Source organism: Vibrio paucivorans (genome assembly GCF_054053395.1).
Window position 1 is genome coordinate 2486176 of sequence record NZ_CM133230.1, and the last position, 14311, is coordinate 2500486.

The 14311-nt window shown below is 44.7% G+C and carries 11 protein-coding genes; all 11 read right to left on the reverse strand.

The features are described from left to right. Positions 1–43 precede the first annotated feature (43 nt). Positions 44–3523 (reverse strand): DNA polymerase III subunit alpha, encoded by a 3480-nt coding sequence (dnaE, locus tag ACXABW_RS11385; protein WP_457522762.1) that lies wholly within the window; start codon positions 3521–3523, stop codon positions 44–46. Between the two features lie 97 nt (positions 3524–3620). Next, positions 3621–4250: a ribonuclease HII gene (rnhB, locus tag ACXABW_RS11390; RefSeq protein WP_252027839.1), complete on the reverse strand. Its 630-nt coding sequence runs from the start codon at positions 4248–4250 to the stop codon at positions 3621–3623. A 2-nt stretch (positions 4251–4252) separates the two neighbouring features. After that, on the reverse strand, positions 4253–5401 hold the full coding sequence (gene lpxB, locus ACXABW_RS11395; protein ID WP_457522763.1) for a lipid-A-disaccharide synthase: 1149 nt from the start codon (positions 5399–5401) through the stop codon (positions 4253–4255). A 92-nt stretch (positions 5402–5493) separates the two neighbouring features. After that, positions 5494–6282 (reverse strand): acyl-ACP--UDP-N-acetylglucosamine O-acyltransferase, encoded by a 789-nt coding sequence (lpxA, locus tag ACXABW_RS11400; RefSeq protein ID WP_457522764.1) that lies wholly within the window; start codon positions 6280–6282, stop codon positions 5494–5496. A gap of 1 nt (position 6283) precedes the next feature. Continuing rightward, positions 6284–6736 (reverse strand): 3-hydroxyacyl-ACP dehydratase FabZ, encoded by a 453-nt coding sequence (fabZ, locus tag ACXABW_RS11405; protein WP_252027845.1) that lies wholly within the window; start codon positions 6734–6736, stop codon positions 6284–6286. A gap of 97 nt (positions 6737–6833) precedes the next feature. Beyond that, on the reverse strand, positions 6834–7868 hold the full coding sequence (gene lpxD / locus ACXABW_RS11410; RefSeq protein ID WP_457522765.1) for a UDP-3-O-(3-hydroxymyristoyl)glucosamine N-acyltransferase: 1035 nt from the start codon (positions 7866–7868) through the stop codon (positions 6834–6836). Between the two features lie 7 nt (positions 7869–7875). Continuing rightward, the gene (locus ACXABW_RS11415) at positions 7876–8385 is read right to left on the reverse strand and encodes an OmpH family outer membrane protein (protein WP_252027848.1); all 510 of its coding nucleotides are present in this window, start codon (positions 8383–8385) and stop codon (positions 7876–7878) included. 14 nt (positions 8386–8399) lie between these two features. Next, positions 8400–10814 (reverse strand): outer membrane protein assembly factor BamA, encoded by a 2415-nt coding sequence (gene bamA, locus ACXABW_RS11420; RefSeq protein ID WP_457522767.1) that lies wholly within the window; start codon positions 10812–10814, stop codon positions 8400–8402. Positions 10815–10853: 39 nt separating this feature from the next. Then, complete coding sequence (rseP, locus tag ACXABW_RS11425; protein ID WP_457522768.1) at positions 10854–12212, reverse strand: sigma E protease regulator RseP; 1359 nt, start codon at positions 12210–12212, stop codon at positions 10854–10856. Next, a complete protein-coding gene (gene ispC, locus ACXABW_RS11430; RefSeq protein ID WP_457522770.1) occupies positions 12209–13417 on the reverse strand; it encodes a 1-deoxy-D-xylulose-5-phosphate reductoisomerase in 1209 nt (402 codons plus the stop codon). The genes rseP and ispC overlap by 4 nt, the downstream gene beginning before the upstream one ends. Before the next feature lie 43 nt (positions 13418–13460). Next, positions 13461–14303, reverse strand: a complete 843-nt coding sequence (locus ACXABW_RS11435; RefSeq protein ID WP_265686575.1) for a phosphatidate cytidylyltransferase — start codon at positions 14301–14303, stop codon at positions 13461–13463. Between the last annotated feature and the right edge of the window lie 8 nt (positions 14304–14311).

Genomic DNA, 14311 nt, shown 5'->3' on the forward strand with positions numbered 1-14311 from the left:
TTATTGATCCTTTTAGTGTTCAGCTGTGTTAGCAGCTCAACGTTTAGTTAAATTCGAGTTCGACCTGGCTTGAGCCAAGCAACTGTTTCAATTCGTCTAATAATGTATCGCTTGGCGTTACACGCCATTCTGTACCTAGCGTTAGGCGCGCTCTGGCATCGGCTCGCTGGTAATATACATTGACAGGCACACTGCCTGCTCGATGAGGCTCTAGAATTCGACTAAAGCGCTCAAAAAACTGTCCGTCAATTTGCGATTCTTCGATCGTAACGGATAAACCACGCGTGTATTTCTCGCGTGCGCTCCCTAAGTCCATGACTTCGCGCGCGGACATTTTAAGACCACCATTGAAATCATCAAAGCTGACCTGTCCAGAAACGACCAAAATTTTATCTTTTTCTAACAGTTCTGCGTATCTGTCAAGCGCATCTGAGAATAACATGACTTCCATTCGGCCTGAACGGTCATCTAAAGTCATGATGCCAATACGTGAACCTCGCTTCGTAGTCATCACTCTTGCCGCAATAACTAACCCCGACACTGTCAATGACTGATCACGCCTTGTCGGCGTGGCATCTTTTAGTCGACAGCTGGTGTATTTACCCAGTTCCTTTAAGTAAGCATTAATTGGGTGCCCCGTTAAATACAAACCTAGTGTATCTCGTTCACCTTCTAACCATACTTTCTCTGGCCATGCCGGAACTTTAGTGTACTTATGCTCTACTTCTTCCGGAGCATCAGTCAGTACGCCAAACATGTCAGCCTGACCAAACGCTTCTGCTTGGTGATGCTGGCTGGCCGCTTTTACCGCATCATTCAGTGACGCCATCATTGCTGCACGGTGAGGGCCTAACCGATCAAGTGCACCAGCATAGATCAATTTTTCAATCACACGTTTATTGACCTTTTTAAGGTCAATACGCGCACAAAAATCGAATAAATCTTTGAAGTGGCCACCTTTCTCGCGCGCTTCTAAAATCGCATCGATAGGGCCTTCACCCACCCCTTTAATTGCACCGATACCGTAAACAATGGCCCCAGTTTCATCTACGTTGAAACGATACAAACCTTTATTAATATCCGGAGGCAGCAGCTTCAGTTTCATTCGGATACATTCATCCACCAAGCCAACCACTTTCTCGGTATTATCCATATCAGCGGTCATTACCGCTGCCATAAATTCAGCTGGGTAGTGAGTTTTAAGCCAAAGTGTTTGATAGGAAACTAACGCATAAGCTGCTGAGTGCGATTTGTTAAATCCATAACCTGCGAACTTTTCCACCAAGTCAAAGATTTTCATCGCGAGTTCGCCGTCAACGCCATTGTTCTCAGCGCCCTCTTTGAAGGTACCGCGTTGCTTGGCCATTTCCTCAGGTTTTTTCTTACCCATTGCACGGCGCAGCATATCCGCACCACCCAATGTGTAGCCAGCTAAGATCTGTGCAATCTGCATTACCTGCTCCTGATACAGGATAATGCCGTAAGTCGGTTCTAACGTCTCTTTCAGAGACTCGTGCTGCCAAGTTTCATCAGGATAAGAAATGGCTTCTCGACCATGCTTACGGTCGATAAAGTTATCAACCATGCCTGATTGCAGCGGGCCTGGTCGGAAAAGCGCCACCAATGCGATGATGTCTTCAAAACAGTCAGGTTGAAGGCGTTTAATTAGATCCTTCATACCGCGAGATTCAAGCTGGAATACCGCCGTTGTCTCAGAGTTTTGCAGCAAGTTAAATGACGCTTGATCTTCTAGATCAATAGACTCGATACGTACCGGAGGCTTACCTTCTCTTACTAAGCGCGGGTTAATCAGCCCCAGTGCCCAATCAATGATGGTTAAGGTTCTTAATCCCAAGAAGTCGAATTTAACCAGCCCCGCTGTTTCTACGTCGTTTTTATCAAACTGGGTAACGGGGAAGTTACCTTCTGAGTCAGCATAGATTGGTGCGAAATCGGTGATTGTCGTCGGTGAAATTACAACACCACCAGCGTGCTTACCTGCATTTCGAGTACAGCCTTCAAGAATACGACACTTGTCAATTAGCTCCTTGACTTCTTCATCGTTGTTGTAAAGCTCTGGTAGCGCTGGTTCAGCATCAAACGCTTTAGCGAGCGTCATACCTGGATCAGGCGGCACCAACTTAGAGATTCTATCAACAAAACCAAATGGGTGGCCCAACACACGGCCTACGTCTCGAATTACCGCTTTTGCCGCCATCGTACCGAACGTAATAATCTGAGATACCGCATCTCGGCCATACATTTCGGCCACGTGGTCAATAACCTGATCACGCTTATCCATGCAGAAGTCGATATCAAAATCGGGCATCGAAACACGTTCTGGATTCAAGAAGCGCTCGAACAGCAAATCGTACTCAAGCGGATCGAGGTCGGTAATGTCTAGAGCATACGCGACTAGGGAGCCGGCACCAGAGCCTCGTCCAGGACCAACGGGAACGTCGTTATCTTTTGACCATTGGATGAACTCCATTACGATCAAGAAGTAACCAGGGAAACCCATGTTGTTAATTACTTCGAGCTCAATTTTCAAGCGCTCATCATATTCAGGGCGGCGCTCGGCTCTGACTTGTTCATCAGGAAACAAAAATGCTAGGCGGCGCTCTAACCCTTCTTCAGACTTCTTAATCAAAAAGTCTTCTATCTTCATACCTTCAGTTGGGAAATTAGGTAAGAAGTACTCACCTAAGCGAACGGTAACATTACAGCGTTTGGCAATCTCGACACTGTTTTGTAGCGCTTCTGGAATATCAGAGAATAGCTCGCACATTTCCTCTTCACTTCGAAGGTATTGCTGTGCGCTGTAGTTTTTCGGCCTTCTAGGGTCATCAAGGGTAAAGCCATCGTGAATTGCTACTCGGATCTCGTGCGCATCAAACAGCTCTTGCTCTATAAAGACTACTTCGTTCGTTGCGACAACCGGTAGATCATGCTTCTCGGCGACTTCAAGTGCTAAATGTAGATAAGTTTCTTCGTCTGAACGCCCAGTTCTAATAAGTTCAAGATAAAAGTGGTCGGCAAAGTGCTGCTGATAAAACGCGATGGACTGTTCAACTAAAACAGGATTACCTTTAAGTAGTGCCTTACCTATTTCACCCTCTTTCGCTCCAGACAATACAATAAGCCCTTTGGCGTGCTCAGCAAGCCACTCTTTGTCTATCACTGGCTGATTCTGTACATGCCCACGTAAATAGGCTTTTGAAATCAATAGAGTAAGGTTTTTATAACCATCGTTATCTTTAGCAAGCACCGTGAGTTTAGTTAATTCATCACCAAACTCTTTCGATTGCATCGAGAAGTCAGCACCCACAATAGGCTTAACGCCACAGCCATGCGCGGTCCCATAAAACTTCACCAGACCGCATAAGTTGGTAAAGTCGGTGATTGCCATCGCAGGCATACCTAACTCGGCGACTTTCTTCACCAGAGGTGGGACTTTAGACAGGCCGTCGACCATAGAGAAATCACTATGGACTCGGAGGTGAATAAACTTTGGGTCTGACATTAACTGCTTCCTGAAGAAAAAGCGAAGGGCTTTCTAATGGCTTGGTAGTTTACGTGATTGCGTGTGCGGCTTAAAGGCACACGCTCAAACTTCTGACTTACTCGAGACCAAGTGCTCGTTTAACCGGCTTAAAGCTCTTGCGATGCTGTTCAATTACACCATGTTGTTCAATTGCTTCAAAGTGTGCCTTAGTTGGATAACCTTTGTGCTTAGCAAAACCAAATTCAGGATGTAGCCTATCCAACTCTTCCATTTCTTGGTCCCGCACTACTTTTGCAATGATCGACGCTGCGCTAATTTCTGCAACTCTCATATCCCCTTTGACAACTGCGATACCGTCCATCGGTAAGTCTGGGACTCGATTCCCATCAATTAGGGCCAGATCCGGAGTAATGTTTAACCCTGCGATTGCGCGCTGCATAGCAACCATTGTGGCTTGCAAAATATTGAGCTCATCAATCTCCTGAGGAGAACATCGCCCGACAGACCAAGCTAAGGCCTTTTCTTTGATTTCGGGAAGTAACGCTAGACGCTTTTTCTCTGATAGCTTTTTAGAGTCGTTCAATCCTTCAATCGGGTTGTTTGGATCGAGAATTACAGCGGCAGTCACGACATCACCCACCAATGGTCCTCGCCCAACTTCATCAACCCCGGCAACAGTTTGGTACCCTTGCGGAATTTCGAACGGAGGAAGTTCTGTTTTCGAATTTTTCTTTTCAGTTGGCATGTTTAGTTTCGTTCAAATTGTATTAGTTCAAGGACAGCCTTCGCAGCTTGCTCATCGGCGTTTTTACGAATCCATTTATGCATATCGGTGAACCGTTCGATCAATTCGGTATTATCAGCAGTTAACATTTCTTCCACTGCCGGTACCAGAAACTCTGGCTCACACTCTTCCATAAGTAGCTCTTTAACCAGTTCTTCTCCAGCTAATATGTTGGGTAACGAAACAAACTCCGTTATCGCGAGTTTACGAACTAGCCAACCAGTAAGCCTATTCACTTTATAGCCGACGACCATAGGTCTTTTGAGTAACATACACTCGAGAGCAACCGTTCCTGATGCAAGTAACACAGCATCAGAGGCAGTAATCACATTTCGTGCAGTGTCTTGCACGATAGTAAACTCAAGTTCTGGTGCAGTTTGCTGCCAAATTTCTTCAAACTGATGTCGGCGCTTATCGTTGACTGCAGCGACAACGAACCCAAGCTCTGGGTGGGATTTCTTGAGCTTTTGGCAAGTTTCTATAAATGGTTTAGCAATAAGTCCTACTTCACCGCCTCGGCTACCAGGCAGAACTGCGAGCCACTGCCTATTTGGATCTAAATTAAGATGCTCTTGAGCTTCTGCTTGATTAGGAACTAAAGGAATTGCATCAGCAAGAGTATGGCCGATAAACTCACAAGCCACGTTGTATTTATCGTAGAAAGCTTTTTCAAAAGGAAGAAAAGCTAAGACTAGATCCGTTGCCGCATCGATCTTGAAAATTCGTTTAGGTCGCCACGCCCATACCGACGGACTTACATAGTGAACCGTTTTAATCCCGGCTTTTTTTAGGTCTAGTTCCAAGCGTAAGTTGAAGTCAGGAGCATCAATACCGATGAAGACATCCGGTGGGTTGCTGATAAAGTATTTAACCAACTCCGCTTTCACTTTGAGTAAACGAGGTAAGCGGCCCAGAACTTCGACCAATCCCATCACAGCGAGTTCTTCCATATCAAATAGAGACTCACAGCCTTGAGCAATCATTTTTGGTCCACCGATACCAACAAACTCAGCATTTGGGTGCTGTTGCTTGACGGCCTTGATAAAGCCTTCTCCTAGCGTGTCACCTGACAACTCACCAGCAATAATGCCAATTCGCAACGGTTTATCCATAACTCAATTTTCCCTTTCTACGGGTCATCAAAATACAAAAAGATCGCTACTCATAGAGATAGCGATCTTCATTACACACCGTTCACGATGTTTTAGCGAATAATACCACGAGTCGAATTTTCAATTAGCTTAGTGAACTGGCCAATTGATTCATACTCTTTCGCCATTTCTTCTAGAACTGGCATCACTTCAGCGATGGTTTTTCCGCTACGGTAGATCTCTTTATAGGCACTACGAATAGCGCGGATTTCAGGTTTCTCAAACCCGCGACGTTTCAACCCTTCCACATTAATACCAAATGGTTTGCAGTGGTTACCTTGTGCCATTACAAATGGTGGAACGTCTTGTACTACCACTGATGCTCCACCAACAAAGCTATGTGCTCCTACAGTACAGAATTGATGTACCGGAGATAACGCTGAAACAATCGCGTAGTCTTCAATGGTTACATGGCCAGCTAACGTCGCGTTGTTACCCATAATGATGTTATCTCCCACAACACAGTCATGAGCAATATGAACGTTGACACAAAATAGGTTGTCGCTACCCACTGTCGTAACGCCTTTATCCTGGACTGTACCACGATGCATCTGAACGCTTTCACGGATCACGTTGCGGTCGCCAACGACTAAGCGGGTGTCTTCACCTTGATACTTCTTGTCTTGACACTCTTCACCAATCACAGCAAATGGGAAGATACGGTTGTCTTCTCCAATTACCGTTGGCCCTTTGATTACGACATGTGACATCACTTCCGTGCCACGACCGATTTCAACGTTTGAGGTAATATAAGTAAAAGGGCCTACTGTTACGTCTGCGCCAATTACCGCTCCCTCTTCAACCACCGCACTTGGGTGGATTTGAGCACTTTCATGAATCATATTAAAACTCTCGGCGAGCACACTTTAGCTCAGCAGAACATACAACTTCGCCATCGACTTTTGCGATGCAATCAAACGCAGCAATTCCACGGCGCTCTTTTACAAATGTTACTTCAATAACAAGTTGGTCACCTGGTGTCACTGGCTTGCGGAACTTAGCTTTATCAACACTCGCGAAGTAGTACAGTTCGTTATCTGCAGGAGCACCAAACGATTTAAATCCTAATAAACCCGTTGCTTGCGCCATTGCTTCAAGGATAAGTACACCTGGGAAAACGGGTAGTTGAGGGAAGTGACCTGTGAACTGAGGTTCGTTTACTGATACGTTTTTAATCGCCGTCAGGTACTTTTCTTCTTCAAAGTCTGTTACACGATCAATCAGCAAAAATGGGTAGCGATGAGGCAAAAGTTCCTGAATTTCAGTAATGTCCATCGTTTTCTTTTCAGTAGTCAAAGTCAAATTCCTATAAAGTAAAACTTCAAAAAATAATCGCCAATATAATAGACGAAAAAGACTCGCATTTCGCGAGCCTTTACCGAGAAAGTTGGAATTAAGATTCCTTTTCTTGCTCTTCAAGCAATTTTTCAACTGCTTTAAGGCGTTTGTTCATCTCATCAATTCGATGAACTCGAGTCGCCGTCTTACGCCACTCTTTGTTGGTTTGCAAAGGTATACCTGATGAGTACATCCCCTTCTCGGAAATGCTGCGCATCACCATCCCCATACCGGTAATCGTAACGCCATCCGCAATTTCGATATGACCATTGATTACCGATGCACCACCAATAATACAGTATTTACCAATTTTGGTACTTCCGGCCACAACTGTACCACCCGCCATGGCTGTACCATATCCGATCTGTACATTGTGTGCGATTTGGATTTGGTTATCGATAATTACGTTATCTTCGACAATTGTGTCCTCTAGAGCACCACGGTCTATTGTTGTACATGCACCAATTTCAACACAATTACCAATTCGAACAGTTCCAAGTTGAGGGATTTTTATCCACTCGCCTTTTTCGTTAGCATAACCGAAACCATCCGCACCAATCACTGTACTCGATTGAACCAAACAATCAGTACCGATAACGACTGAATGATAGATGGAAACATTTGCCCAAAGCTTCGTATTCGTTCCAATCTTGGCATTCTTGCCAACAAAACAGCCAGCCCCAATGACAACCCCATCGCCTAGCTCTACGCCAGATTCGATCACTGCATTCGCACCAACTGCTACGTTATTACCCATAACCACATCAGTAGCGATCACTGCAGATGGCGCAATGTTATCAGCGGGTTTAGGGGTAATGTCCAGAGCTTGGGCTACTTTAGCAAACGCAACATAAGGATCATCAACAACTAATGCGTTACCAGCACACAGCTCTCGTTGTGCTTCCTTTACCATAACAACTGTCGCTTTACAGTCGGCAAGGTGTTTTGCATATCTAGGGTTGGACAGGAAAGTCACATGCCCAACTTCAGCTTTATCCATTGGAGCTACCATAGTCACGCTAGCATTTGCGTCACCGTGCAACTCCCCCCCGGTTATTGCGGCCAATTCGGCTAAAGTCAGTGTTAACATAAACGTATTATTTTAGTGATTTGATTACTTGTTCAGAGATGTTGTACTCAGGTTTCGCGTAAGATAGAGCTTGAGCGTCAACAACCATATCGTAGCCTTCCTTTTCAGCAACCTTCGCTACAGCATCTTGAATGACTTTAAACAACTTTTGCTTTTCTTCAGCTTCGCGGCGAGCTGATGCTTTCTCAAGAGCTTGTGCTTTAATCTTGTACTTGCTGTCAAGCTGACCAATTTCAATGCGCAGTTTTTCAACTTCTTCAGGGCCTAATAGCTCACCATCACGCTTTAGCTTCTCAATCTTAGTTTGAGCTTCAGCTTGAATAGCTTGCAGTTCACCCGCCTTATCTTTGAACTCTTCTTGCATTTTCTGCAGTACAACTTCGCGCTGTGGAAGAGCTTGAAATACTTGTGCGGTGTTGATGTAACCGACTTTCTGAGCCGCTTCTGCAGCATTAGCAAAGAACGAAGAAGTTAATACTGCTAGGCTAAGACCAGCCGCTTTGATCGCTTTATTCAAAATATAATTCCTTATTAGAAGGTTCTACCGATAGTGAAAGTGAAGACTTCTTTATCGTCACCCTCGTAATATTCTATTGGCTGTGCCAACGAGAAGACTAATGGCCCCATTGGGGACATCCATTGCAATGCAACACCAACAGATGAACGATAGTTCGATGGATCCGAATAGTCATAGTAGTACTGGTTACCATAATCCGCGCCAGAACTACGGTAATCAAATTCAGTATCCCAAACGCTTGCCATATCGAAGAAGATACTGGTACGGATCTGGCTTCTCACTTCATCTGAAGCGAATGGCGTAGGCACGATTAATTCAAGACTTGCCAATGCAATGGCATTACCACCAACCGAATCATCGGTCGCGGTATCAGTACCATTGTTCGAGTTTGAGTAGTCTCGATAAACAGCTTTAGGGCCAGCTGAGTTTGAGCCAAAACCTCGTAACGTCGTAAAGCCACCAGCGTAATAGTTCTCATAGAATGGGAACAGGTTATCTTGACCATCAGTTTGGCCGTAACCATTACCGTAACCCAATCTACCTCTTAACAAGAGTGAGAACTCATGCCCTTTCGTCAATGGGAAGTACTGTCTTACATCATACTGCACTTTAAAGTACTGAACGTCAGAGCCAGGTACGGTCATCTTATAAAATGCACGTTGGTGGTTACCTGAAGTTGGGAAATATGTTCGGTTTAACTTGTTACGAGTCCAAGAAACGTTGATATCGAAGTCATTGGTATTAAGAGAACCTTCATTATCAATGTTGCTCGCTTGAGAGGCTAAGAATTGCTCTACCTGCAAGTAAGGGCTTAAGTTACCAATCTTATTATGTGTATAACCTACACCAAACTCAAAAAAGTTAAGTTCATCGAATGGGAAACCCCAAGTCAAACTGGCGCCGTAACTTTCATTGGTGTAGTCAACGATACCCGCTTCGGAAGCTTCAAACTCGTTGTAGAAAATTTTACCACCAAGACTCACACCATCAAGGTTCCAGTAGGGGTCGCGATAATCCAAACTGACATTTCTTTGATAGTCGTTCATCATGGCGTTAATGCCAACACGATTACCCGACCCTAAGAAGTTGTCTTGTTGCAAGCCCACCTGGAAGCTAACACCCGACTCAGTACCATAACCGATACCAAAGTTCACACTGCCCGAGTTAGCCTCTTTGACGTTGTATACAAGATCAACTTGGTCTTCACTACCAGGGACACGAACGGTCTGAACTTCAACAGTTTCAAAGAAACCTAAACGATTCAAACGAGTCTTACCCGTATCGATCGCTTTCGAGTTTAACCAACTGCCTTCCATTTGACGCATTTCTCGGCGAAGAACTTCATCTTTCGTCGAGTTGTTACCAACAAATCGAATATCACGTACATAGATACGATTACCCGCCTCGACATTAATGACAAGCGATACTTCTTGAGTTTCATCATCAAATTCAGGGATGGTTCGAACTTGTGGGTATGCGTAACCCGCCTCCCCAAGAACACGCTTAACATCTTCTTCTAAGCGAGTTACAGATGACCCATTATAAGTATCACCATCTTCAAATGGGATCATCGACTTAAATTCGTCTTCTTTGCCTATCAGCTCACCACGGAACTGGACATCTTTGACTGTATAAGGATTGCCTTCATCCAACCCCAAAGTGATGTATACACCTTTCTTATCAGGAGAAATAGCAACTTGGGTTGAATCTACTTGAAACTTAAGGAAGCCTCGATCTAAATAGTAAGATTTTAATGCTTCAATATCACCCGCTAAAACCTGCTTCTGATACTTATCGTCCGCTAAAAAGTTCCACCACGCGACATCGACATTCAAGTTAAAACGGCTCAACAGTTCTTCGTCAGTAAAAACTTCATTACCGATAAAGTTGATCTGTTTGATTTTTGCCGAAACCCCTTCGGTAAACACAAATTTCAAATCTGAACGGTTACGAGGAAGAGGTGTAACAACAGCTTTCACTGTCGCATTGTATTTACCAACACTGTAGTAAAAGTCTTCCAAACCTTTTTCGATATTTGAAAGCGTTGTACGATCTAGGGCTTCGCCTACACGGATACCTGATGCATCAAGGTTTTGCTGCAACTGCTCTTCTTTAATTGCATCGTTACCTGAGAAAGAAATGCTCGCAATTGTCGGTCGCTCTTTGACCTGAACAACTAAAACATCACCATCCCTTAATACTTTTACATCTTCAAAGTTACCAGACGTGTATAAAGCGCGAATGATTTCCGCGACATCTTGACCATCGACATTGTCGCCAATTCGCACAGGCATGTTCAACAGTGCAGCACCCAGAGCTACACGCTGTAATCCTTCGATTTTGATGTCCTGAACAACAAAGTTTTCAGCACCATTTGCAGAGACACTCGTCGCTAGGAGCGTTGCAAATAGAATATTTTTCATCGCCATATTTGTTTTAGTTATTCCTTACTACAACCTTTGCCTTGTTTACAGGCGAGTAAAATCGTTAAAAATTGCTATAGCCATTAAGGAGAAAATAATTGCTCCTCCAATTCGATACCCCATCTCTTGGACCTTCTCAGGTACAGGGCGGCGGATAATGGCTTCAATGGCAAAAAAGAGCAAATGTCCACCATCAAGCATAGGCAGTGGAACCAAATTAATAATCCCTAGGTTGACGCTAATCAGCGCCAAGAACCCCAAGAAATAGACCAACCCGTAATCAGCCGTTGTGCCTGCTCCCTTCGCAATAGAAATAGGACCGCTTAAATTGTTTAGGCCTACGTCGCCAACAATCAGCTTTTTAAGCATCCCTACCGTTAGGTTAATGACTTGGATTGTCTTATCTATCGATTTACCAACAGCTTCGAATACACCATATTGGAGGTCGAATCGATAACTTTCCGGCCATTCTGCGACCTCAGGAGCAATCCCAGCAAAACCAATATTGCCACTTTGGGAGTCATTACGGCTGTCTGGTGTTAGCGTTAGCATCTGCAGCATACCATTTCTTTCAATCTGCAAAGCGATATCTGTCTCTGGATTGCCGCGAATTAACTCCACAACTTGCTGCCAATTTTCAATTGCTTGGCCATTAGCTGCAACGATACGATCACCACTCTCTAATCCAGCTCTCGCTCCTGCCCCCTCTTCCGACACAGTATTCAACGTAGTCGAAATCTCTGGAGTAAATGGCCTAAATCCAAGTGCTCCCATAGCAGACTCTGTTTCTGGGTTAAAGTTCCACGAAGTGAGATCTAAAGTTTTAGTTTGTTCGTAGTCAACGCTTTCTGAAGATTTAACCGTTAGCGTTAATGAGCTATCGCCAATATGGGAAATTAAGCCCATATTCACAGATTCCCAGTCTGCGGTTTTGACGCCACCGATTGAAGTAAGTTCCATACCCGGTTCCAAACCTGCCTGCGCGGCAATTGAATAAGGGGTCACTTCTCCAACGACCGGTTTGACTGCTGGTACTCCAATCAGGAAAACAGTCCAGTAAGCAAAAATGGCGAACAGAAAGTTAAATACAGGGCCTGCTGCTACAATAGCCGTTCTAGCCCATAAAGGTTTTTTATCGAACGCCACGCTATGTTGCTCTGGAGATAGCTCATCAACTCGACTATCGACCATTTTTACGTAGCCACCCAATGGGATAACAGACACACTGTATTCAGTGCCATCCTTGCCCACTCGACTCCAAATTGATTTACCAAAGCCTATCGAAAACTTTTCGACCTTTACGCCACAACGTCGAGCTACCCAAAAATGGCCAAATTCATGCACAGCAACCAATATGCCTAGTGCAACAATAAATGAAACAAAGTTCCAAAGAATACCGGTCATACTTTACACTCACGCACTATTTCATGGGCTTTAATACGAGCCATTTTATCTAGCTCTATCAGGCCGTCCAAATCGAAATGAGATCCAGCCGTTGGTGCAGCGTTTACTTTCGACATTGTCAACTCGTTCACTTTCGCAATATCAGTGAAACCTATTTGATTCGTTAAAAATGCTTCTACTGCTATCTCATTGGCAGCATTCAACGTAGTGGTTAGATGCTGGCCTTCATAACAGGCGTCCATAGCAAGCTTCAAACAAGGATAGCGAGTATAGTCGGGTGCCAAAAATGTCAGGTCACCTACTTTGGTAAAGTCTAATGGTGCAACTCCCGCAGGAACCCTGTCTGGATAAGACATAGTACATGCGATAGGTGTCGCCATATCAGGCTCCCCCATTTGAGCAAGCACAGAACCATCATTGTACTGAACCATCGAATGAATCACAGACTGTGGGTGAATAATGACGTCCAACTGTGACTTGTCAGCATTAAACAACCATTTCGCTTCAATGTATTCGAGGCCTTTATTCATCATAGTGGCAGAGTCGACTGAGATTTTCTTACCCATAGACCAATTTGGGTGCGCGATAGCTTGTTCAGGAGTGACGGTGGCTAGGATGGACGGTTCAGTATAGCGGAATGGCCCACCGGAACCAGTAAGCAAAATTTTGCTTATGCCATTTCCCGCCAGATCGCAATGACCCATTTGATGTTGAACCGACTGCGGTAAACATTGAAAGATTGCATTATGTTCGCTGTCGACAGGTAACAATTCAGCTCCATGAGTACGGACAGCGTCAATGAACAACTGGCCTGACATTACGAGTGCTTCTTTATTTGCTAGCAAGATACGTTTGCCCGCCTTCACGGCCGCCATTGTCGGTAAAAGCCCAGCAGCCCCAACAATGGCTGCCATAACTGTATCAACGTCTTCCAGTGAAGCGGCTTCACACAAGCCTTGCTCTCCTGCAAGAACTTCCGTCACGATACCTTCTGACTTCAGCATTGTTCCTAGTTCGCCAGCAGCTTTAATATCTGCCATTACTGCCACACGTGGACGCCACTTTTTGCAAAGTTGCATCATTTTGGCAACGTTACTCCCAGCCGCCAATGCCACAATCTCGAATGTGTGAGGGTTTTGCTCAACCACTTTTAGCGTACTGGCACCAATTGAGCCTGTTGCACCTAAAATAGTTAATTTACGCATAATGAAACCGAAACCTAAGTAAGCAGAACTAATGCTTATTTTACTAAAAGATGAAATACAGAAGAGCGAACACAGGAAATGCTGCAGTGAGGCTGTCTACGCGATCCAAGATACCACCATGCCCCGGAATAATGTTTCCACTGTCTTTAATACCCGAGACTCGCTTAAACATACTTTCAACCAAATCCCCTAGCACTGAAATTACGACGGTGACAAAAGTGATTGCAATCATAGCCCCGGCACTAGAAAACTCAATTCCGAATCCCTTAGCGGCAACCCAAGCAACAAATATCGCGGCAATAATCCCACCGATAAGTCCTTCAATCGTTTTATTCGGGCTCACGGAAGGTGCCATTTTGCGCTTACCCAAGCTCTTACCAGCGAAATAGGCTCCACTGTCGGCAGCCCATACAATTAAGCAGACAAATAGCACCAACTTAGCGCCATGATAAGGCGACGCATCAATGCTCTCCGCCCTTAACAGTAGAACACTCCAGAAAAACGGCAATAAGGTAAGGACACCAAATAGGTGTCTTAAGATGTTAGAGTCCTGCCAGCTTGCACTAGATCTAGGATAAGTGATAGCGAGTAAGCTCGAAGCAACCCACCAAGCACCACCTAGAGCCAAGACAAAATAGTGAGCGGGTAACACTGCATTAAGGCTAGTGGCATCAAAAGGAATGACAAGAAGGCTTAGGCCACTAATTGCAATTGCTGGAACAAGTGCAGTCACTCTAGACTTATGCTCCACAAATTGGGTCCATTCCCAAAAACCAATTACTGTAATCACAGCGATTGCAGCAATAAACGCGTCCAATGGGAGTTTGAAAATCCCTAATATAACCAACGGCGCCAAGATAAGCGCTGTAATTATTCTTTGCTTCAAACTAATGA